At 49.2% G+C, this 20,925-nt stretch carries 19 protein-coding genes and 1 riboswitch; of the genes, 12 read left to right on the forward strand and 7 right to left on the reverse strand.

The genetic code is table 11. From position 1 onward, the window contains the following. Positions 1 to 34 precede the first annotated feature (34 nt). The 3 genes from OXH18_RS19505 (at position 35) to OXH18_RS19515 (ending at position 1,416) form a co-directional block, all read left to right on the forward strand. A complete protein-coding gene (locus tag OXH18_RS19505; RefSeq protein WP_268609134.1) occupies positions 35 to 364 on the forward strand; it encodes a four helix bundle protein in 330 nt (109 codons plus the stop codon). A 276-nt stretch (positions 365 to 640) separates the two neighbouring features. Further along, on the forward strand, positions 641 to 838 hold the full coding sequence (locus tag OXH18_RS19510) for a hypothetical protein (RefSeq protein WP_268609135.1): 198 nt from the start codon (positions 641 to 643) through the stop codon (positions 836 to 838). 98 nt (positions 839 to 936) lie between these two features. After that, positions 937 to 1,416 (forward strand): Tic20 family protein, encoded by a 480-nt coding sequence (locus OXH18_RS19515; protein WP_268609136.1) that lies wholly within the window; start codon positions 937 to 939, stop codon positions 1,414 to 1,416. A 47-nt stretch (positions 1,417 to 1,463) separates the two neighbouring features. Here the strand turns inward: OXH18_RS19515 and OXH18_RS19520 are convergent, their stop codons facing one another. After that, positions 1,464 to 2,297: a fumarylacetoacetate hydrolase family protein gene (locus tag OXH18_RS19520; protein WP_268609137.1), complete on the reverse strand. Its 834-nt coding sequence runs from the start codon at positions 2,295 to 2,297 to the stop codon at positions 1,464 to 1,466. A gap of 145 nt (positions 2,298 to 2,442) precedes the next feature. Here OXH18_RS19520 and rpsF point away from each other — a divergent pair, with 145 nt between their 5' ends. Further along, on the forward strand, positions 2,443 to 2,757 hold the full coding sequence (gene rpsF, locus OXH18_RS19525) for a 30S ribosomal protein S6 (RefSeq protein WP_268609138.1): 315 nt from the start codon (positions 2,443 to 2,445) through the stop codon (positions 2,755 to 2,757). Between the two features lie 538 nt (positions 2,758 to 3,295). On the opposite strand, the gene OXH18_RS19530 is transcribed toward rpsF, so the two are convergent. Further along, a complete protein-coding gene (locus OXH18_RS19530; protein ID WP_268613218.1) occupies positions 3,296 to 3,529 on the reverse strand; it encodes a photosystem II protein, Psb35-related in 234 nt (77 codons plus the stop codon). Between the two features lie 207 nt (positions 3,530 to 3,736). Here OXH18_RS19530 and OXH18_RS19535 point away from each other — a divergent pair, with 207 nt between their 5' ends. The 4 genes from OXH18_RS19535 (at position 3,737) to OXH18_RS19550 (ending at position 7,308) form a co-directional block, all read left to right on the forward strand. Further along, a complete protein-coding gene (locus OXH18_RS19535; RefSeq protein WP_268609139.1) occupies positions 3,737 to 4,552 on the forward strand; it encodes a 16S rRNA (uracil(1498)-N(3))-methyltransferase in 816 nt (271 codons plus the stop codon). 168 nt (positions 4,553 to 4,720) lie between these two features. Then, complete coding sequence (locus OXH18_RS19540; protein ID WP_268609140.1) at positions 4,721 to 5,806, forward strand: tetratricopeptide repeat protein; 1,086 nt, start codon at positions 4,721 to 4,723, stop codon at positions 5,804 to 5,806. Positions 5,807 to 5,966: 160 nt separating this feature from the next. Beyond that, the gene (locus OXH18_RS19545) at positions 5,967 to 6,566 is read left to right on the forward strand and encodes a thylakoid membrane photosystem I accumulation factor (protein ID WP_268609141.1); all 600 of its coding nucleotides are present in this window, start codon (positions 5,967 to 5,969) and stop codon (positions 6,564 to 6,566) included. Positions 6,567 to 6,606: 40 nt separating this feature from the next. Then, positions 6,607 to 7,308, forward strand: a complete 702-nt coding sequence (locus tag OXH18_RS19550; protein WP_268609142.1) for an HAD family hydrolase — start codon at positions 6,607 to 6,609, stop codon at positions 7,306 to 7,308. On the opposite strand, the gene OXH18_RS19555 is transcribed toward OXH18_RS19550, so the two are convergent. Beyond that, a complete protein-coding gene (locus tag OXH18_RS19555) occupies positions 7,298 to 7,552 on the reverse strand; it encodes a hypothetical protein (protein WP_268609143.1) in 255 nt (84 codons plus the stop codon). The two genes, OXH18_RS19550 and OXH18_RS19555, sit on opposite strands and share 11 nt — an antisense overlap. Before the next feature lie 439 nt (positions 7,553 to 7,991). Here OXH18_RS19555 and OXH18_RS19560 point away from each other — a divergent pair, with 439 nt between their 5' ends. The 3 genes from OXH18_RS19560 to thiC all read left to right on the forward strand — a co-directional run bounded on the left by OXH18_RS19560 (position 7,992) and on the right by thiC (position 15,706). Beyond that, on the forward strand, positions 7,992 to 9,020 hold the full coding sequence (locus tag OXH18_RS19560) for an aspartate carbamoyltransferase catalytic subunit (RefSeq protein ID WP_268609144.1): 1,029 nt from the start codon (positions 7,992 to 7,994) through the stop codon (positions 9,018 to 9,020). 100 nt (positions 9,021 to 9,120) lie between these two features. After that, a complete protein-coding gene (locus OXH18_RS19565) occupies positions 9,121 to 14,100 on the forward strand; it encodes a two-partner secretion domain-containing protein (protein ID WP_268609145.1) in 4,980 nt (1,659 codons plus the stop codon). A gap of 141 nt (positions 14,101 to 14,241) precedes the next feature. Next, positions 14,242 to 14,341, forward strand: a riboswitch (TPP riboswitch). Between the two features lie 6 nt (positions 14,342 to 14,347). After that, positions 14,348 to 15,706: a phosphomethylpyrimidine synthase ThiC gene (gene thiC, locus OXH18_RS19570; RefSeq protein WP_268609146.1), complete on the forward strand. Its 1,359-nt coding sequence runs from the start codon at positions 14,348 to 14,350 to the stop codon at positions 15,704 to 15,706. A gap of 89 nt (positions 15,707 to 15,795) precedes the next feature. Here thiC and OXH18_RS19575 read toward each other — a convergent pair whose 3' ends face one another. Together OXH18_RS19575 and OXH18_RS19580 are read right to left on the reverse strand one after the other, a co-directional pair. Further along, a complete protein-coding gene (locus OXH18_RS19575; protein WP_268609147.1) occupies positions 15,796 to 16,518 on the reverse strand; it encodes an amino acid ABC transporter ATP-binding protein in 723 nt (240 codons plus the stop codon). Continuing rightward, complete coding sequence (locus tag OXH18_RS19580) at positions 16,511 to 17,074, reverse strand: amino acid ABC transporter permease (RefSeq protein WP_268609148.1); 564 nt, start codon at positions 17,072 to 17,074, stop codon at positions 16,511 to 16,513. The genes OXH18_RS19575 and OXH18_RS19580 overlap by 8 nt, the downstream gene beginning before the upstream one ends. A 48-nt stretch (positions 17,075 to 17,122) precedes the next feature. Between OXH18_RS19580 and OXH18_RS19585 the strand changes: the two genes are divergently transcribed. Next, positions 17,123 to 17,914: an IS5 family transposase gene (locus OXH18_RS19585; protein WP_268607476.1), complete on the forward strand. Its 792-nt coding sequence runs from the start codon at positions 17,123 to 17,125 to the stop codon at positions 17,912 to 17,914. A gap of 525 nt (positions 17,915 to 18,439) precedes the next feature. Here OXH18_RS19585 and OXH18_RS19590 read toward each other — a convergent pair. Both OXH18_RS19590 and OXH18_RS19595 read right to left on the reverse strand, forming a co-directional pair. Continuing rightward, positions 18,440 to 19,243 carry a transporter substrate-binding domain-containing protein gene (locus OXH18_RS19590; protein WP_268609149.1) on the reverse strand — a complete coding sequence of 268 codons (804 nt, stop codon included), beginning with the start codon at positions 19,241 to 19,243 and terminating at the stop codon, positions 18,440 to 18,442. Positions 19,244 to 19,744: 501 nt separating this feature from the next. Continuing rightward, entirely contained in the window at positions 19,745 to 20,851 is a 1,107-nt protein-coding gene (locus OXH18_RS19595) for a Gfo/Idh/MocA family protein (protein WP_268609150.1), read from the reverse strand. Positions 20,852 to 20,925 lie beyond the last annotated feature (74 nt).

The following is a 20,925-nucleotide window of genomic DNA, read 5'->3' on the forward strand; positions in this document are numbered from 1 at the left end:
ACACATCCAGCCTCTTGCACACACAAAAGGAAGCATGGAGGAGAACGTCCTTCAAACTAAGAGCTTTGAATTTGCGATCGGCGTGATTCGGCTCTATCGAAAACTGCAAGCCCGACAAGAATTTGTACTATCTCCCCACATCTTGAGGAGCGGTACTGGTATTGGTATGAAATTAGAACAAGCCAGCGCCGAGCGGGATCACCAGAAATTCCTGGAGAAGCTGGCAGCCGTCATGAACGAAGCTAGAGAGGCCAAGTATTGGCTACGATTGTTGCAAGAATCTAAGCTTACGGACGTAGATGTGAGTCGAGAATTGCAGCAAATTGAAGCCATCATTCAACAACTTGACAACTATGAAACTTGACAACTACGACGGCTATTTAGATCATGACTTCAACGCGAGGAAGTGAAGAAGTGCGTAGGGAAGAAACTCGCTCCATTAATCTAGCAACTTTCAATTCGTTGAAAATTGTAACCAATCGATCGCAATGGCTGTCTATGATACTTTTGCCTCTGGACTCAGCTATTAAGCTATGCATACAATTTCCCATTTGTTTGGAATTCATAACCTAGAATGGGCTTACTGAGATCACTCGATGGGATCAATGGGTAGGGGCAACAACCTACTAGAGGTGATGCGATGCTTGTCGTTCTACTAGATAATCAACTCTGTTCTCCTCATCAAGTTTGTCAAACCTGCTTAATGGCTGACCAAAACGGTCAACCTCGGTGGCATCAAGGGCAACTCCGCTGTGGGCGTGCCCTCCGAAAACTCACCGATGATATGCCCGAACAATTTGAGTGTCAGATGGGATTTCGGATCGCCCACATTGAGTAGGGCTTGAGTTGAATGAGAAGATTGCAACGGAATCGAAGCGAGTACGCTATTCTAGGCATTAGTAATGCAGTGATCAATGCCGTTCTGGAGAATCCAACATGACTTGGCGCAGTACCACAACTCCTGCCGATCGGGTTTTTGCCTGCCTACCCTATCTGTTGCCGCTACTAGACAGCCTCGAGTTTTCCCAACCCTTTTTTAATCAGTTTCCAGCCCTGCTGCCGTTGCTGCTACCGCTTCAACCGCTGCTGGCTATCTATCGAGGCGTTCCATTTGTGGGACTGATTATTTTCTTTGCTCTGTTTCTGTTGGTAGTTCGCAACGAGCGCATTAGTCACTTTATTCGCTTCAACACTATGCAGGCAATTCTCCTCGATATTGTGCTAATTCTGTGCAGCATCATTGTTCGACTCGTTTTACAGCAAGTTTTAGGCGGTGGGCTGTTCCTAGAAACAATCTTTAATGTCATCTTCCTGGGAACCTTAGTGGCTGTTATTTACTCGGTGATTCAATCGGCGCTAGGGCGCTATGCCGAGATTCCAACGCTTTCAGAAGCGGTTTATATGCAAGTGCGCTAGTTCCTTTCGATATTTACTCCTTTCGCTATCTACCCCTTCGTTTTCAGCTACAGGCTTGTTTCCTCGGCGCTTTCAGATTCCAACGGCGGATCTGGAAGCGCTGTTGGCTTTCTTAAGGTCACGACATTCTTCAGTGACCCAATCCCTTCAATTTCTACCCGCACCCGATCGCCTACATGCAGTTCACCGACCCCTTCGGGCGTTCCCGTCAGCACTACATCGCCTGGCAATAACGTCATAATATGGCTAATGTAGGATACCAGCACATCGGGAGCAAAGACCATTTCTTCGATCGAAGCCGATTGCACGGGCACCGCCTCATCATTGAGAAAGGTTTGCAACCGTGCCCCAGCGCTGACCTCGCGCACAATCCATGGTCCCAATGGACAGAAGGTATCAAAACTTTTGGCTCGTGTCCACTGTGCATCTTTGCGTTGCAGATCTCGTGCGGTGACATCGTTGGCAATGGTGTAGCCCCAAATCTTAGAGCGGGCTTCTTCAGGCGTACAATCAATGCACCGATCGCCAATGATCAGCGCCAGTTCTCCTTCATAATCCACCCGTTTTGACTGCGGTGGATACAAAATGGTGGCATCAGGAGCCGTGATACTCGTAGACGGCTTGATAAACAACAGCGGCTCTTCGGGAACCATACCACCCATCTCTGAGGCATGACGGGCATAATTTTTGCCAACCGCCACAATTTTAGAAGGCGCACAAGGAGCCAACAAATGGTAATCATTGGGTAGCAGTTCTTCATCTGTTGGTTGCCCTTTCATCCAGGGAGGAGCATCCAACACTTGCACTCGCCGATCGAGGTGCAGGAGACCATAATAAAGCTGCCCTGTTGCTGTTTGAATTCGGACGTACCGTTGCGCCATAGATAGAGTGGGTTAACCTGGTATATGATTGTAATTCCTTGCCTCTTACCAAAGATCTCCTAAAATCGAAACCTCCAGGAAAATTCTGGTTCGATCTGAAAAGGTTTTTGGTGCAGCGGCCTGATGTCCACAAGGAGAAAATTTCATGCCACAGTACGAAACAATGTACATTCTGCGTCCTGATTTAGGAGACGACCAGACCGATCAAGCGATCGGTAAATACCAAACCATTTTGCTGGAACAAGGCGCTCAGAACCTGGAAACGCAGCATCGCGGTCGCCGTCGTCTTGCTTACGAAATTAAAAAGCAACGTGAGGGCATTTACATTCAAATGAATTACAGTGGCAGTGGTGCTGCTGTTGCCGCAATGGAACGAGCCATGCGCCTGAGCGACGAAGTGATTCGCTATCTTACCATTAAGTTGGAAGATACAGCCAATCAAGTTGGGGCTGAAGCTTAGCAGGACAGCACGGCTAAACTTTTGGCGTGGCTGCATCGAGAGAACCCCTTGGGTGCATTCCATTTTCGTATTGGTGTGGTTGTAACAGCCCTCATCCCCCTGCCTCTTCTCCCAACCTTGGGGGAAGGGGAGCGAGAGAAAAATGACTCGGGCGCAAGCGAAGCCAATTCTTCTGGCTCTAAGTTCCTCGTCTAGCCTTGAGAACGGGATTGAGGGCGGGGCTTGCACAACTGGGAGGCACCTGAACTCCTTTCTCTAAAGTGCCCTCTCTTTGTCCCTGCGCATTTTACGCCCTCATCCTCCAATCCCTTGCTCGCACCAGTAAGGGGAAGAAGTGTCCGGTTCCCTTTGCTATTTTCAGTATGGCTAACCAGTTGCTCGACTGTGAGTTACCCGCAAGATAGGGGTAGAAAAATCCCCCAGTGGGTATCGCACTAGGGGACTTATCTATTAGAGGATCGCATTAAAACTAGATCGGATTGAATTGGATTGATCGGGTTACCAGTTCCACGGCTGGGTCTGCTGATCGAGCGCTCAATTATGCATCGGGCAGCATCCGGCTGGAATAGGCATCCATTTGGTATGCCGGAACCCGGGCACTGTAATCGGTTTCAACCCCCGTAACCGACTTTGCCAGTTGTTCAAAGGAACTCGATCGCCAATTACGCTCGTGAATTGGCTTGGTTTGCTCGCCGCGAAAATAGGCTTGGGTTCCAATGATGGCAGCCGCCGCCCAGCCAACTACAAACAGTGCAATTAAAAGCGTCAACATCATTCCTACCTCCCTTGCTGTAAATCTTGAATGTAAATCTCGAACCGCCGCTCAGCTACTCCCAATAGCTGAGGAAGTTCCTCATAAAAACTCTCTACAGATCGCTGTGCGTTCTTGTAACTTTATGTGAATAAATATAACAATATTTGTAACGAAATCGCAATAGCCATTGCAAGATTTTTGAAATAGTGGTAATTGAAATTAGTTATGAATCCGTTTCAGCGGCTTGTAGTAGCGCCCGGGCAAATGGCGGGCAATCAGGTTGACCTTACTCCTGCACAGCAGCACTATTTAAGCCGAGTTTTGCGGCTGCGACCAGGCGATCGATTCATTGCCATGGATGGGCATGGGCAATGGTGGCTAGTGGCTTTGACCGAAAATGCAGCGCAGGGGCAAGTTCTGACGACGATCGCGGTGGCAACTGAACTGCCAATCACTGTCACGTTGTTAATTGCCATGCCCAAAACCGGCTTGGATGATGTCGTGCGGCAAGCCACTGAATTAGGCGTTTCTCAAATAGTGCCGATTCACAGCGCTCGCACCGTCTTGAACCCTAGCCCTCAAAAGATCGATCGTTGGCAGCGTATTGCTCAAGAAGCCGCTGAACAATCAGAACGCCAAGTGGTTCCAGTCATCACGGCTCCTCTTGTGTGGTCAGACGCTCTGCAAACGTGGAACACCCGCCAGTCTATTTGCTACATATGCCAAGCGCGGGATCACCATCCTCACCTGCTGACCTGTTTGGAGGAAGCGCGGAATCAGCGGTTGGGGGGTGGGGGATGGAAAGATGAACTTTCTGCAACACAAGCGCCGCAACCATCTCGTCCTATTCTGGCGATCTCGCTAGCTACTGGACCTGAAGGTGGTTGGACTGAATCAGAACTTGCCGTGGCTATCGATGCTGGCTATCAACCCGTTTCGTTAGGCGATCGGATTCTGCGGGCGGTCACGGCTCCTCTTGTTGGCTTAAGCTTAATTGCCTCCGTATTTGAAGCGGAGCGTGGCAACGGAGAACAAGGATAGGATGAGTCCGCGTGACTGTGGCAATGGCGAGAAGCGTGTTGAGCAGAACTGCACCCTATTTGACTGATTTTTAGGTGAATTGGGTATCTTCAGAGTTTAGCTGGGTTGCTCATGGCGCAGCCCATCCACTTCCCACTCCCGATCCCTGACTTCCAATTTCCCAAGTTCATGCTCCACCAAATTGCCGCTGCACTCGATCGCCAAGACTACCGAACAGCCGTGCAATTGTTAAAACAGCTACGGCAGCAATCACCCGAAAGCCCTTGGGTAGTGCTGTTCACGGCTCGGCTTCAGGAGGAAACTGGCAAGCCGGAGGCGGCTGAAGCACTCTATCGCCAACTTCTGCGGCAAGCACCCAGTTCTAAGGTAATGGCTCAAGCTAGGCAAGGGTTGCATCGACTAGCAGCGATCGGACAAGCCCAGCGACAACAGGTAAGGGCTGAGGTAGTAGCTGATCCCTCGAATGCGGGCGTTGGGTGCTTGGTGCTTGAACCCGTTTCTCCGGAACGCAAACGAGCGGCGGCACAACAGTTTGGGCAAATCATGAACCTCGATGCTTACACCGCGCGATTGCTGCTGCCTAGCCGAGGTTGGCGATTGTACCGCACAGGTCGTTTTGCTGAACTGCAAAACTATGGTCGGGCATTGCGTCAAGCTGGATTATCTGTATTCTGGGTAGCGCTGGCAGAGCTTCAAGCGATTCGAGTGTTTCGCGTCCAGTCCTTTCAAACGATCGATCGTCAGGGCACAATCCTCTGTCAGGATGAGTCCAATCAGATGGGGTTGCTGACATTTGCCTGGTCTGAGGTAGCAGCACGGGTAGAGGGCAGGCTACCAATTTTTGAGGATGTGGTGGATGTAGGAGCTTACCACACGCTAATACGCAAAGAACAAACACAGGATTTCGTGCAATTGTTGGATTTACACCTACCGCAACGCCACTGCATTGTGCGGCTATGCGATCGAAGCTATCAGTTTCAGCAAGGGCTTGAGTTTGAGCCGCTTACCCAAGCCCCGTCATCCCTAATTACAACCCGCCTTCGCTGGAACCGTTTGCTTAGAACTCTGGACGATCGACTCCCATCGGTATCAGTTTGGTCAGATTTCCCGATCTTTGCTGATTCTGCCCTTGAACATCTAGATTTGATCAAAGGCTTCTCATCCCACATTGATGTGTTTCGTAAAGCCCCTACAAACTGGGACTCTGCATTTCACCTATACAGTGCGCTGGCCTTTGCCTATCGCCATTGCTAAGCTATGCCTTTTGTTGGTGAAAGACATCATGCGGATGACCGATGAGCAGGGCGATCGTTCCCTTTAGAGGCAACTTTAAAAAAGCGATGCCCCTCTTACCGGAGGTTGCAGAATGTTTCAAAATAGCATCAGCATCTCTAGCAGGTTCAAGTTAGCTGTTATGACCTTTCTCCAATTCTTTTTCCGATTCTTCATCTCGCTCTTACACGGTTGGCGTCCGACGATCGCGCGTCTGCTGGTGCTGGTGTTAGGGCTAAGCTGTGTCCTAATGGGTGCTGCTCCAGCTTGGGCGGGGTTAAATGACGATCATTACGATGGCAATATTTTTGCGCTGTATGCTGGTAACGGGTCGCTGTTTCCGCCGCGCGTTACTCTGGCAGAATCGCTGCAACGCGACAAGCCCGTTGTTTTGGCATTTTTCATCGATGATAGCCGTGACTGTAAACTATACGCCTCGGTGCTGTCACAGATCGATGCGTTTTATGGTCGTGCCGCCAACCTGATTCCCGTCAATGCCGATACTATTCTGCCCAATTCGACCTACTCGCCTACCGAGCCAGGTTATTACTACAAAGGGTTCGTTCCTCAAACAGTGATTCTTGACCAATCGGGACAAGTCGTTTTTGATGAGATTGGCAATATTGCCTATGAGCAAGCAGATGATGTACTGCGGGAGGTGTTTGATTTGTTGCCGCGATCGGAATCCGTTGAATTGAAGCGGCGGCCGATTAACGAATTCAACACAGAGTTAGTGAATTAGATTACTCTCTTCCATTTCTTTCTTTATTAAGTGTTCCAAGATGCTGCGGATTATCACAGATTTCGACGGCCCAATCATGGACGTATCTGAACGGTACTATCAGGTTTATCAGTTTTGTCTTGATCAGGTACGCGATCCAGATCAACCCGTACATCGGCTCAGCAAAGCTGAATTTTGGCGGTTGAAACGGGCCCAAGTTCCCGAACGCCGCATTGGTAAAATCTCTGAACTCCACGATGACCAAGCCGCAGAGTTTGCCCGCCTGCGTCGCCAAACGGTGCACACATTGCCCTACTTAATTTATGACACCCTGATTCCCGGCGCAGTTGCAGCCTTGGAACGCCTTCAGCAATTGGGAGTTGAGCTAGCAACAATGACCATGCGACGCACCCGCGAACTGGATGCCGCTTTAACACAATACGATTTAGGAAAATTCTTTCATCCCGATCGCCGCTATTGCCTCAGCAATGACTATCTCAAAACCAATGACATAGATGACAAAACCTGGCTGATGGGTAAAGCATTAGCCGAAATGCCCCCGGCTCAGGAAACTTGGATGATTGGCGATACCGAAGCAGATATTCTGGCGGCTAAAGCTCACGCTATTCCTGTGATTGCGGTGCTGTCTGGTATTCGTAATCGCGAGTGTTTAGCGGTTCATGCCCCAGATGCGATTGTGGCAGATCTGAATGAAGCGGTTGATATGGTGTTGCAAAAGTCTGCCCTCGTTGCTAGCTTGTAACGGCTGTTGGGCAATCAGTTGATTGGGGCAGCCCTGACTGCTTAGTTTGCCGCTCAATCTGTTCGATCGCCAGCGGCATGTTCAGTTTCTCCGCAAGCTGCTGTACCTGTCGCACAAACTCATTTGTGTTGGACACAGTAGGGTCTTGCTTGAATTGCTGATATGCTTTGCGAGATTGCTCTTGAACTTGCGTTGATAACTCAGTGAACATCTGGCGAAATTGAGCAGTTGTCCGAGCTTTCACAACGTTTCTGGATCTAGTTCCTAAGTTTTGCCTGGAAGTCTCTCTGCAAGAAACTTGTGGCACAACGACGTGCTGACCCTAAGTTGCTTTAAGTGCTTCAAGTACAATAGAAAAAGAGGTGTCGCACCTGAAAAACTAGGGAGTGATAGGGGGTGATCGTGCCCCTTGAACAGCTTAAAGTTGAAGTGCGGGCACTTTCAAAAACTCTCAAGTGTTTTGTTGACGTGATGATTTAAGTAATTAAGATAAGACGGCAAAATAAAACAAGAAACCACAGATATATGAGCAAAGAAGTCGAAAAGTGTGATGAAGCCATAAATACTAATTAAATGACCACCAATTAACCTGTTAAGATTCCTTCTGAAGTTGCACTTAAATGAGTTCTGAAATCTTTTCGGTGACAAAGTTGTATATCATCCACTAGCAGCGCAAGAACTGAATGACCAACACAACCTGGAATCGTCATCATGTTATTTCGTTAGCCGATTTTCAACCGGAAGAATACGACACGGTTCTGCAAACGGCGGCCAGTTTTCAAGAAGTCCTGTCTCGACGCACTAAGCGTGTCCCTGCCTTGCAAGGACAGGTGATTGCCAATTTGTTTTTTGAATCTTCAACCCGCACTCGCAGCAGCTTTGAACTGGCAGCCAAGCGCCTCTCAGCTGATACCCTCAACTTTGCACCCGGTACGTCTTCCCTAACCAAAGGCGAAACTATCCTGGATACAGCCAAAACCTATCTGGCGATGGGAACTGATATCATGGTGATTCGCCATCGTGAGGCCGGTGTGCCACTGGCGATCGCCAACGAAATGGATCGATTGCAAACAAGAGTGGGCGTGTTTAATGCCGGAGATGGACAGCACGAACATCCGTCTCAAGCTCTGCTCGATCTGTTCACTCTCTGTACTCTAATTGATGCAGAAAAGCCGCGACTGTCGTTGTTGAAAGGTAAAAAAATTGCGATCGTCGGAGATATTCTGCATTCACGAGTGGCACGATCGAACATCTGGAGCCTCACAGCCAGTGGCGCAGAAGTTCACCTCGCCGCCCCCCCTACTCTATTACCTAAGTGGTTTGCCGATTTCGTCACTGAACCTATTCAATCAACCCAACCTTCAACCTCCAACTCCCAACTCCCCCGAAAACTCTTCCTACACTGGAGCTTGGAGCCTGCCCTCAAAGATGCCGATGTGGTGATGACACTGCGGCTGCAACGCGAGCGGATGACGCAACACCTATTGCCTAGCCTGCGGGAATATCATCAACGCTACGGTATCACCAAAGAGCGATTGCAACTCTGTAAACCCGATGTCAAAGTCATGCACCCTGGCCCAACAAATCGCGGCGTAGAAATTAGCTCTGATCTGATGGATGATCCTCAGTTCAGCCTAATTTCGCAGCAAGTGACAAGCGGAGTGGCCGTACGCATGGCGTTACTTTACTTAATGAGCACGGGCAAAATGTAGGAATCTGTTGATTCTGCATTAAATCTTAAGATTTTCTCTCTAGCTATCAACAGTGATTTCAGCGATATTTGGCTATGTTGCTGTCATGGTGGGTAGAATCATGAGAATCTGGGGCGATCGGTTCATTCGGCTAGGATTCACCGGGGTTTTGACGGTTGCAGGATTGGTAGTTTGGAATTGGTACAGTTCAGCGATCGCCCAAAGCCGGCCTGAAGCAGATGAGACCCTGGGAACTGAGTCATCGCAAGTCAGAGATTTTAATGATGCCATTGACCTGATCGAAGGCGGTGCAACCCGCGATCGCAACCTCTTTCACAGTTTTCGAGAGTTTAATATTGGTGCTGGACGACGAGCCTATTTCATTCACCAGTTGGGTATCGATAATATCTTCTCGCGAGTTACAGGCGGAAATCCCTCTCAAATTGATGGCGTATTGGGAACACGACTGCTTGAAAATGGCGCGTTTGTCAATTCTGATGCGAATCTATTTTTGATTAACCCCAACGGTATCATCTTTGGTGCAGGCGCACGGCTAGATATTGGTGGTTCGTTTGCTGCTACCACCGCTAATGGCATTCAATTTGGCGATCGAGGGTTCTTTAGTGCCACCAATCCTGAAGCGCCATCTCAGTTATTGACCGTTGATCCGTCTGCGTTTTTCTTTAATCAGCTTCAAACTGGAAGTATTGTCAATCAAGCCACTATTCTTCCAGGACAAACAACAGGCGGTTTACAAGTCCCTCAAGGTGAAAGCTTGCTGCTAGTAGGTGGCGAAGTGCGCTTGGAAAGTGGACGAATGGATGCTCCTGGTGGTCGTATTGGATTGGCAAGTGTGGCAACTACAGGAACAGTTAACTTAGGCGAAGATTTTAGCCTCAGTATTGCGAATAATACAGCCCGCGCAGATATGCTGTTTGGCACTGGAGCCATTGTGGATGTGACAGCCGCTGGAGGTGGAGACATTGCTATTTATGCAAGAGATGTGAGGTTGCTAGGCAGTAGTGCTCTTCTCGCTGGCATTAGTGCTGCTTCAGATTCCGAGACCAACATAGCAGGCGATATTTTGATCGATGCCACTGGCTTGGTACGGCTAGCTGAGCCTATTTCTACATCTTCCCCAAATCGTATTGCCAATCTTGTGAATTTAGATGGAATAGGAACAGGTGGAGATGTGGTGATTCGGGCAAATTCGCTGGAACTTGTGGGCAATTCTCAAATTGGTGCACTGACAGGGGGACGAGGGGACGCTGGGCGTGTAACGGTTCGGGTAGAGGACAGTGTTTCTCTCTCAGGAATCAATAGTGGACTAGTAAGTGGCGTTAATCAGTTTGCGGTGGGTGATGGTGCGTTGATTGATATTCAAGCTCGATCGCTTTCTCTTTCTGATAGTGCTCAAATCATTACCTCCACCATTGGGCAAGGCAATGCCGGGGAAATTCAGATTATTGTGGATGACGACATCTCTCTCAGCGGTGGCTCGTTGATTCGGTCAGATTCCGTTGGCCAAGGCAATGCTGGAATGATTAGGCTAACAGCCGGAGATACTATCACCCTGACAGGTGTCGGGACTAATGGAGTTGCCAGCCAAATACAAAGTAATATTTTCCCATCGCTACCATCTAGTTCAGCCGCCTCTCCTCGAATGGGAGGTGATATTCGGCTTAGAGCTAGGAATTTGATTGCAACCGCTGGAGGTAACATATCGGCTAGCACATTCAGCCGTGGTAACGCAGGCAATCTCACCTTTGAAGTGGATGAACGCCTAGCTTTCTCAGGTATCAGCACGAATGGAATTGTCAGTGGCGCGTTCAGCAATGTCGAAAATGGTGGCGTCGGCGACAGTGAAGGTATCAATATCCGGGCCGGTTCGCTCTCCCTCAGTGACGGAGCATCCATTCAAACAGTTGTGCGGCAAGAACAACCTGGTGTTGCGGCTGGACGTGGAACCGCAGGCGATGTCGTCCTTCGTGTGGATGGCGATGTACGAATTGATGGTAACGAGCGATCGGGGCCAGGCTTTTCATTCCTTTCCTCAATCGACAGTAGCTTGGGAGGCGGTGCATCTGGCAGCGGCGGCTCGATCGATATTGCAGCCGGATCTCTGTTGCTGCTTAATGGAGGATCACTGAATGCTGCCACCTTTGGTAACGGCGATGCTGGCAGTGTTCGAGTTGATGCCAATACGATTCGGTTGGAAGGTCTCAGCACTGGAGGTCGATCGAGCGCTATCTTCAGCAGTGTAGAACCCGGAGCCGTGGGTGATGGGGGGATGATCGATATTACGGCTGATACTTTAACCATGCGCGATGGGGCTGAGTTACAGACGATCGTGCGGCAAGCAGGTTCTATCCCAGGTAGAACAGGAGAGTTTCCAGCAGGACAGGGAAACGCCGGGGATATTCTGCTGAGGGTCTCTGGCAGCACAATTCTGGATGGCACGGTCAATAATCGGGCAACTCAAATCATTAGTTCATTGGGTACAGGAACCGTTGGAGAAGGTGGCTCCATCTTGATCACAACCGGAGACTTGCGGCTATTGAATGGCGCAGACTTGTCTGCTGGAACCTCTGGGCGGGGCAACGCTGGAGATGTAATCATCCGCGCGAACAACATCCGTCTTGAAGGAGCCGTGGCTGACCCTAGCGCGATCTTCAGCACCGTGGAAGCTGGGGCGGAAGGGGATGGTGGCACGATTGACATAATTGCCAACCGCTTGACTATGCGGAACGGAACAGGCATCTTAACAACTGTCCGACCCGCTTCAGGTTCTCCAGCGGCAGGACGTGGCAATGCAGGCGATATTTTGATTGATGTATCAGGGGATATTGTTTTGGATGGCGTTACCGGTTTCATTCCTACGCAAATTAATAGCACCCTGAGCACCGGAGCAAGGGGCCGTGCGGGCGAGATTAGGATCGAAACCGGATCACTGGCTCTCACCAACGGAGCCAGACTCATCACGAGTACGTCTGGCTCTGGTAATGCAGGTAGAATTACGATCGACGCTGACAGTAATATAAACCTCTCTGGTTTCAGCGAAACTGGCTTCTTCAGTGGTATCTTCAGCACGATCGAGAATGGTGGTGTCGGCAACAGCGACGGCATTGAAATCACAGCCGGGTCGCTGCGGCTGAATCGGGCTGCTACAATTCAGAGTCTTGTTAGGCAGACACAAGGCGAATTTACGGCTGGAGAAGGCAGGGCAGGCAATATCACGATTCGCGTCGATGGCGATGTGCGCATTGATGGTACTGAACAAATTGTGCAAGGCAATCCGTTCATTGCTCAAATCAATAGTAGTTTAGGGGCTGGAGCCTCCGGACGCGGTGGTAATATATTCCTTGACGCAGGATCGTTGTCGCTGCTTAATGGTGCGTCCATCACAGCCAGCACCTTTGGCACAGGCAATGCTGGACGCATCACAATCGACGTAGATGATATTGTGAGCTTAACGGGTGAGAACATTGTCAATTTAAACGGTAATAATTTCTTGCAACAAAGCAATATCGCTACACTAGTGGCGTCTGGAGCCGAGGGTAATGCTGGGCGTATTCGCATTACAGCAAGGTTATTGAATTTAGATGACTTTAGCTTTATTTCCAGTAGCACGGGCGGGCGAGGGAATGCTGGTAACATTAGCATTCGGGTAGACGACACTATTCAGCTAGAGGAGTCGAGCAACATTGCTAGCGGTGTGGGGGCAGGAGGACGCGGTAGAGGTGGCGATATCACGCTACGAGGACGATCGCTAACTTTGAGGGATGGTAGCCAAGTAGGAGCATTTCTGTTTCGTGAACAATTTGGCACAGCAGGAGGACGCGGGCGGGGCGGTACAATTACTATCAACGCGACTGACTTTGTAGAAATTGCGGGTGTGGGTAGGCGTCAACTGCCTATTGTCTACTTTCCGAGGACTGACGTTACTGTTCTCACTCGTGGCTTCTCTAGCGGGCTATTCACCAACTCGGAGCGGGGTGCATCGGGCCAGGCAGGAGACATTACAGTAAACACCCGCGATTTTCGCATTTCGGGTGGTGGGATAGTGGTAGCTAGCACCTTTAACGATGGTGATGGTGGCGATATTGTTATCAATGCCGATCGTTTCACAGCCCGTAATGGCGGGCAAATTGTTACCAACACTCGCAGCAGTGGTACAGCAGGTTCTATTACGTTGAATGTGTCCGATCGCGTCACAATTACAGGCAGTGACCCAACTCTGAATCGACGACGGACCCAAATTCGGGAAATTCTATCGCAGCCAGGACAGAGCGATCGAGCCAGCGATATTTTACTGGGTTTAGGAAATAGAAGTGGATTGTTTGTCAATGCTGATGAAAATGCAACTGGGAATGCAGGTGAGATTTTAATTGACACGAACAATCTAACCATGCGTGATAGTGCTATCATTTCGGCGGTAGCAACTGGTCGAGATGCGGGCAACATTGACATCACGGCCAACACGGTTGAACTGCGCAACAATAGCGACATTCGCACCAATGTCACTGGAGAGGGCGATGGCGGCAACATCACGATCGATGGCAATTATGTTGTGGCACTGGGAGACAGTGATATCCTTGCCTATTCTGGCGGTGGTTCCGGCGGCAACATCACCCTTCCTGCATTTTTTGGTGAGGGGTATGTTGAACCCGATCGCGATCCGGACGCATCTCTCAGCTTGAATGAGTTGAATGCCCTAGACGGCAACGATCGCGTGGATGTCAATGCTAGTGGCCGTGTTCGTTCGGGAACCATCACCACTCCTGATACCAGTGCCATTCAAAATAGCCTTGCTGAATTGCCCAATACGGCGATTGATACCGATGCGCTACTGGCCAATAGTTGTGTAGTACGCGATCAAGATCAAGTTGGCACGTTTATTATTACCGGTCCGGGTGGTTTACCCGAACGCCCTGGTGATCAGGCTCCGTCTGCTTATCCCACTGCCCCAGTGCGATCTATTCCTGATGAACCCGATGAGCACCATGATCACTCCTGGCAGCCCGGTGACCCGATCGTAGAACCCCAGGGAGCCTATCAACTGGCTGACGGGCGCATGGTGTTGAGTCGAGAATGTCAGTAAGCCAGCTTGTGAATTGTCCGCCAGCCACTTTCCGCTTTGCTCAATCAGCAACGGGTAGTGCTGCATGGCAAACTAGGGGCTGTCCATATAACTTTATTTTGCGAAGGGTAAGGACGATCGAGCAAAGGATGATACGATGGGCAGACAAGCTAGGGGTGCCTGAGGCTTATCCAGGCTGAGATTACACCCTTAACACCTGAGTCCGGCTAATACCGGCGGAGGGAAGCTGTTTATCTGGAGAATTACCATGCGAACAAGTTGGCTCGTCCAGCGTCGGGGTCATGCAAATGTGACCCAAATGCACTATGCGCGACAGGGAATCATTACCGAAGAAATGAATTATGTGGCGAAGCGAGAAGAACTGTTGCCTGAATTCATACGCGATGAAGTGGCACGGGGACGGATGATTATTCCGGCTAACCTCAACCATCCCAATTTGGAACCGATGTGTATCGGTATTGCTGCGCGGTGTAAAGTTAATGCCAATATTGGTGCATCACCGAATTCATCAAATGTTGAACAAGAACTGGAAAAACTGCGGCTGGCGGTGAAGTATGGAGCCGATACCGTGATGGATCTGTCTACGGGCGGCGGCAATCTCGATGCCATTCGCACAGCGATTATTCAAGCATCCCCTGTACCGATCGGTACGGTTCCAGTCTATCAAGCGTTGGAACGTGTACATGGCAAGGTGGAGAAATTAACACCGGATGATTTTCTGCATGTGATTGAAAGTCACGCCAATCAAGGTGTGGACTATATGACGATCCATGCGGGCATTCTAATTGAACACCTGCCTCTAGTGAAAAATCGTATTACCGGAATTGTGTCTCGCGGTGGCGGAATTTTGGCGCGATGGATGTTGCATCATCATCAGCAAAATCCGCTTTATACTCATTTTCGCGACATTATTGAGATCTTCAAGCGCTATGATGTCTCGTTTAGCTTGGGAGATTCGCTACGACCGGGCTGTCTACACGATGCGACGGATGCGGCTCAGCTAGCGGAATTAAAAACGCTTGGGCAATTAACTCGAACGGCGTGGCAACATGACGTGCAGGTGATGGTAGAGGGCCCTGGACATCTACCGATCGATCACATTGAGTTCAACGTGCGTAAACAGATGGAGGAGTGCTCGGAGGCTCCGTTCTATGTGTTAGGACCGCTTGTAACCGATATTGCTCCAGGCTATGATCACATCACCTCGGCGATCGGGGCGGCACTGGCAGGTTGGTATGGTACAGCGATGTTGTGTTATGTCACGCCCAAGGAACATTTGGGCTTACCCAATGCTGAAGATGTGCGCAATGGATTGATTGCCTATAAAATTGCGGCCCACGCGGCTGATATCGCTAGACATCGCAGTGGAGCCAGAACTCGCGATGATGAGCTATCTCGTGCTCGCTATAACTTTGATTGGAATCGTCAGTTTGCTCTTTCCCTAGACCCCGATCGCGCTAGAGAATATCATGACGAAACCTTGCCAGCCGATATTTACAAAACGGCTGAGTTCTGCTCAATGTGTGGGCCGCAATTCTGTCCGATGCAAACCAAAGTTGATGCAGATGCTCTCACAGAATTAGAAACGTTCTTGGCACGTACTTGAAGTGAGCACTGAACGATCGGTTGTGGAAGATCAGGTTTAACAGGTTGGGCTTAAAGGGTCAGACGTTGCATCTGCCCTTTAGCTCCTCCCTACAGCACTTTCTCTAAAAACTGGCAGGCGCGTTCGCTGCGCGGATTTGAGAAGAATTCAGCAGGCGGTGCGTCTTCAGCAATTTTGCCACCATCAAGAAAAATGATGCGATCGGCCACTTCCCGGGCAAAACCCATTTCGTGGGTGACGATTGCCATCGTGATCCCAGTTTGCGCCAGTCCTTTCATCACCTCCAGCACCTCTTTCACCATTTCGGGGTCTAGGGCTGAGGTTGGTTCATCAAACAACATCACTTGGGGTTGCATAGCCAAAGCCCGGGCGATCGCTACCCGTTGTTTTTGTCCACCCGACAGCCGCGACGGGTAGACCTCAGCCTTTTCGGCTAAGCCCACCTGTTCCAGCCGCTTCATACCCTCTTCCCTCGCTTCTGCCTTGCTTAACTTCTTCACCTTGATGGGGGCATAGGTAACGTTATCCAGCACCGTCATGTGTGGAAACAGATTGAAGTGCTGAAACACCATACCCATGTTTTGCCGAACTTTCTTGATATCGGTTTTGGGATTGGTCATTTCTATATCGCCGATATAAACTCGCCCTCGCGTCGGCACTTCCAGCAAATTTAGACAGCGCAAAAATGTCGATTTGCCGCAGCCTGATGGGCCGATAATGGCAACAACTTGCCCCTTTTTGATTTCGGTTGAAATGTCTTTAAGAACATCCAACCTTCCAAACGATTTAGATAAAAATTCAGTTCTAATCACTTTTCCGTATCCTCCGTTCAAATCGCTGTGCTAACCAAGTAAAACCCGTGACCATGACGTAATAAACTAACCCCACAATAATTAATGGTTCAAAGTAAATGAACTTTTCGGCTGCCACAATTTGACCACGTCGCATTAGGTCTAATGCGCCAACCGTGGAAACCAGAGACGAGTCTTTCAAAAGTGCGATACTTTCATTGACAAGAGCAGGCAAAATGTTCTTAAACGCTTGAGGCAGTACGATATCCCACATCATCATGGTATATGGAACACCCATGGTTAGGGCAGCCTCTCGTTGTCCTTTGTCTACTCCTAAAATTCCTCCTCGAATGGTTTCTGAGTTATAAGCTGCCGAGTTTAAAGAGAAAGTAATAACACCGGCAATAAAGGGAGGAATTGACCAGCCAATTAACTGAGGAGTTGCAAAATAAATGATTGCCAATTGTAAGATTAGCGGTGTTCCTCGAAAAACAGATGTATAGAAATCAGCAAACCACTTCAGCGGTTTAATATTAGAGGGTGTTTGAGAAGCCAGGAAGGTCGTAAAAAAGCTCACTCAGTGTAGGCTGCGAATAGCAAATATCTACAGCCCTGAGTGAGTCAGATGAGTAAAGCATATCCCAGTAACCTAACCCGCGCCCAATATGAGGTTTTGAGTGAATTAATTCCAGCAGCAAAGCCAGGTGGTCGTCCTCGCAGCGTTGACCTGTGGGAGGTGCTCAATGCCATGCTCTATGTTCTGGTTGAAGGCTGTCGTTGGCGTTCTTTACCTGGTGATTTCCCAGCCTGGCAGACGGTGTACACGTACTTCCGCAACTGGCGATTGGACGGCACCTGGATTTCCATTCATGACCAGTTGCACCAGTGGGTTCGCATCGATGCGCAACGCTATCCTAGTCCATCAGAAGCGATCATCGATAGCCAAAGCATCAAGAGTGCAGCAGGAGTTCATCAACAAGTTGGCTTTGATGGAGGCAAGCTGATTACAGGACGCAAACGATTTTTAACGGTGGATACGTTAGGACTGGTTTTGCGGGTGTTTGTGAGTGCGGCAAACCTGGGGGAACGCGAAGGGGGCAAACGTGTCCTCAAACGAGTCAAACGGATGAAGAAAAAGGTTTCACGCTTAATCACCATTTGGGTAGACGGCGGGTTCGATGGCGCCCCTTTTCTGATGTGGGTGATGGATGTTTGTCGTTGGATTGTGCAAGTTGTACTGCGACCTGAGCAAACCAAAGGCTTTAGCTTGCTCAAAAAGAGGTGGGTGGTAGAACGAACTTTTGGTTGGCTAATGGGATGCAGACGGTTGGTCAGAGACTATGAATTATTACCAGAGACATCAGAAACCTTGATCTACCTTGCCATGATTCGGATTATGGTGAGGCGGTTGGCATAAATTTGACACCTCAAATCTTTTCAAACACCCTCTTAGAAATTTTGAAAACAGATAAAATCGTTCCCCAAGTAAAGCCAAAGATTGCAGAAACAATTGTGAACGAAAGTGTTGTAAAAATACCGCCTAAGATGAAAGGAATGTTGGGTCGTATCTGGTTAAAACCGGATAAGAAGCCTGTTTGCGCGAATAAGTAAGAAGTGCTGAGAGACTCTCCTAGAACGTCCAACGTCATGCCTGATGGGTTCCTCAATGGTTAAATGGTTGAGCTTGTCAAATTTTATTTAAGGCTAGTTATTTTACAGTGTTTGAAGTTTTTATACCATTCTCTCAGTGCCAGTTTTTTATGGTTGCTCTATTAGCGCATTCGTAATACATTAACCGTGGTGTCTCAACTGCTAAATGCAACAATAACTAAGAAAAGCCAGGCTTCTGTACCGCGATCGATCGAGAAGCCTGGAATTAGCGCAGATCAAAGACGTGTAAAGAAACGAATGTCTAAAAATTTGATCCACAAATTTGATCCACCTAACTAGCAGCTTCTTGCCCAGCCGCTGGAGAATTCTCGCCAAACCACTTGTTGACTAGTTCCTCCATTGTGCCGTTTTGCTGCATTTCTCGGAGAACGGTATTGAACTCATCTCGTAGTTCAGAGCCTTTAGGAAAAGCGATCGCCGAACCCGCTTCACCTGCGGTGGGAATTTCAGTAAATTGTAGATCAGGGTTATTGGCGACAAAGCCGCTGGCAACGGTGTCTTCAATAATTAACGCATCTACCCGACCCGCCTTCAACTCCTGAATCATTTCGCTGATGCGGTTTAGGGATTTGACATTCGCGCCTTGAATTTCTTTTGCAGCTCCCTCTTGAATCGAACCAAGCTGCACCCCAACGGTTTTACCATTCAAACTCTCGGTTGTGGTGAGATCGCTGCCCTGTCTAGAAACGATTGTGTTTTTTGCCTCGTAGTAGATATCTGAGAAATCTACGTTTTGCTTACGCTCTTCGGTAGGGGTCATGCCCGCCATCACAAAGTCGGCACGGTTGGCTTGCAGGGCTGGAATTAAGCCGTTGAAGTCAATGTTTTGAATTTCCAACTCATAGCCAAGTTCATTGGTAATATATTCAGCGATGTCAACATCAAACCCAATGATCTCTTGACTGCCGCTAGCAGAATCCACAAACTCGTAGGGAGGATAGTCTGCCGAGGTGGCCATCACCAACCTTCTGCCGCCTTCTCCAGCCGTTGGACTACCGGAATTGCCACAAGCGGCTACAGTTACCGCTAAAACGGCAGATAGAGCACTCGTAAACAAAAAATTGCGTCGTTTCATTGCTATCATCAACTACTTAAAAACTGAATAACTGATATTAGTTCAGCAACAGGCTGCACTGTAGAAACACTGGTTTTAATCTCAGTTTTTGATCGAGACTTGATATAACTGGATATCGATCAATTTCGAGAACCAATAAGCTTCTTCAATCCGCTGCGTTTCTGCAAGTGTTTAATCGCTCCCAAGCAGCCCAGTGCAAGGATAAAGGGATCTGGGTAGCGGAACTGTAACTTGTGAGACTGTTGAACTGAAGCTCGCTCTTCGTTTCCTACTTTTTGATTTTTATGCAGAGGGGGTGCACCAAACTTCATCACAAAGAGTGAGGTTTTTCTCACTAATGGGTGATCTTTTCGGGTGAATATCAAGGTGATGAGGGAATAATGACAGGTTAGTCAACCGTGGAGGCAATTGCATTCGGTCTCCGCCGTTTCCAGATCTAGCAGCGATTACAGCGGCGCAAGTCCTTCAGACTAGCAGTTCCATATCGGGGTAACTGAGCTTTCAACCGAGTAAAGTATCCAGAGCAGGTACATCCACCCACGCTGCGGTTTCATGTGATTGATGGGTCAAATCCATCAATAGTTGCGAATAGACTCCCTCTCGCAAAGAAGGTGCAGATGCTTGGCCCTGCTCAATGCTCTCTACCCAGCGATCGACCACACGAATGAATGGTGCTAGGCGACCATCCGTATAGGTTTGGGGAAATTGCAGGCGTGCTGGAATTTCTAGCTCTGTCAGTGGGTTACCCTGTTGACTGCCCCATAACCGAAAGCCATGCACGTAATCTTTTTGGTTATCGCTACCTAAAATCAGCGTGCCCCGATCGCCGTACACCTCTACCCAATGTCCGCGTCCTTGATAGGTGACAGCACTGAGGGCGGCTTGGCAGGGCGTCCCCTCGTCTAGTTCCATCAATAGCGTACAGGTATCATCGGCATCAACAGGCTTAAATTCACCTGTCAGAGGATCGGGACGAGACGAAATTGTAGTACTAAGACGTCCGCACAGCCGCTTGATGGGGGCAAACAGCCAAGGAATGTAGTCAAATAAATGAGAGCCGATCGCGCCTAGAGCGCCACCACCCTGATCCTTGCGGGCATACCAGTTCCAGGAACGAGTGGCATCAGCACGACTAGACACTAGCCAATCAATCTTAACCAGTCGTTTTTGACCGACATAACCTTCGGCTAACAGGTCTGCTAATCGCTGCCAAGCGGGAACAAAGCGAAACTCAAAATCCAGCGCCGTGCTTACTTTCTGAGTTTGAGCGAGGTGATACAATTCAATAGCTTCCTCTACATTGAGCGCGGTTGGTTTTTCTAGCAGTAGGTGCTTACCCGCTTGCAGGGCTGCTTTGGCTTGTTCGTAGTGCAAAAACGGCGGCGTGCTGATGCTGACAGCCTGTACCTCTGGCAACGCCAGTACCTCTGCCAACGACTGACAGGCATGGGGAATCTGATGCGTTGCGGCAATCGATCGGGCTTTGTCTAAATCGCGATGGTAAACTGCCACAACCTCTGTTTTGTGATGAAGCTGTAATCCGGGGATGTGGATTTTTTGACCAAAGCCAGTCCCCATTACCGCTACCCCGATCGTTGATTGAGTCATAACCTCTGCGCAACAGACGATCGTTCTTCATGTTACCTGAGAGTGGGATCGAGATAGCGATAACTTCAAAGCCC

This window comes from Thermocoleostomius sinensis A174 (assembly GCF_026802175.1).
Taxonomy (GTDB): Bacteria; Cyanobacteriota; Cyanobacteriia; order Elainellales; family Elainellaceae; genus Thermocoleostomius; species Thermocoleostomius sinensis.

What these genes read in the sequence shown, in the direction of transcription:
- OXH18_RS19505 (WP_268609134.1), top strand. Translation starts at nt 35, where the DNA reads ATGGAGGAGAACGTCCTTCAAACTAAGAGCTTTGAATTTGCGATCGGC.
- OXH18_RS19510 (WP_268609135.1), top strand. Translation starts at nt 641, where the DNA reads ATGCTTGTCGTTCTACTAGATAATCAACTCTGTTCTCCTCATCAAGTT.
- OXH18_RS19515 (WP_268609136.1), top strand. Translation starts at nt 937, where the DNA reads ATGACTTGGCGCAGTACCACAACTCCTGCCGATCGGGTTTTTGCCTGC.
- OXH18_RS19520 (WP_268609137.1), bottom strand. Translation starts at nt 2,297, where the DNA reads ATGGCGCAACGGTACGTCCGAATTCAAACAGCAACAGGGCAGCTTTAT.
- rpsF (WP_268609138.1), top strand. Translation starts at nt 2,443, where the DNA reads ATGCCACAGTACGAAACAATGTACATTCTGCGTCCTGATTTAGGAGAC.
- OXH18_RS19530 (WP_268613218.1), bottom strand. Translation starts at nt 3,529, where the DNA reads ATGTTGACGCTTTTAATTGCACTGTTTGTAGTTGGCTGGGCGGCGGCT.
- OXH18_RS19535 (WP_268609139.1), top strand. Translation starts at nt 3,737, where the DNA reads ATGAATCCGTTTCAGCGGCTTGTAGTAGCGCCCGGGCAAATGGCGGGC.
- OXH18_RS19540 (WP_268609140.1), top strand. Translation starts at nt 4,721, where the DNA reads ATGCTCCACCAAATTGCCGCTGCACTCGATCGCCAAGACTACCGAACA.
- OXH18_RS19545 (WP_268609141.1), top strand. Translation starts at nt 5,967, where the DNA reads ATGACCTTTCTCCAATTCTTTTTCCGATTCTTCATCTCGCTCTTACAC.
- OXH18_RS19550 (WP_268609142.1), top strand. Translation starts at nt 6,607, where the DNA reads ATGCTGCGGATTATCACAGATTTCGACGGCCCAATCATGGACGTATCT.
- OXH18_RS19560 (WP_268609144.1), top strand. Translation starts at nt 7,992, where the DNA reads ATGACCAACACAACCTGGAATCGTCATCATGTTATTTCGTTAGCCGAT.
- OXH18_RS19565 (WP_268609145.1), top strand. Translation starts at nt 9,121, where the DNA reads ATGAGAATCTGGGGCGATCGGTTCATTCGGCTAGGATTCACCGGGGTT.
- thiC (WP_268609146.1), top strand. Translation starts at nt 14,348, where the DNA reads ATGCGAACAAGTTGGCTCGTCCAGCGTCGGGGTCATGCAAATGTGACC.
- OXH18_RS19585 (WP_268607476.1), top strand. Translation starts at nt 17,123, where the DNA reads ATGAGTAAAGCATATCCCAGTAACCTAACCCGCGCCCAATATGAGGTT.
- OXH18_RS19590 (WP_268609149.1), bottom strand. Translation starts at nt 19,243, where the DNA reads ATGAAACGACGCAATTTTTTGTTTACGAGTGCTCTATCTGCCGTTTTA.
- OXH18_RS19595 (WP_268609150.1), bottom strand. Translation starts at nt 20,851, where the DNA reads ATGACTCAATCAACGATCGGGGTAGCGGTAATGGGGACTGGCTTTGGT.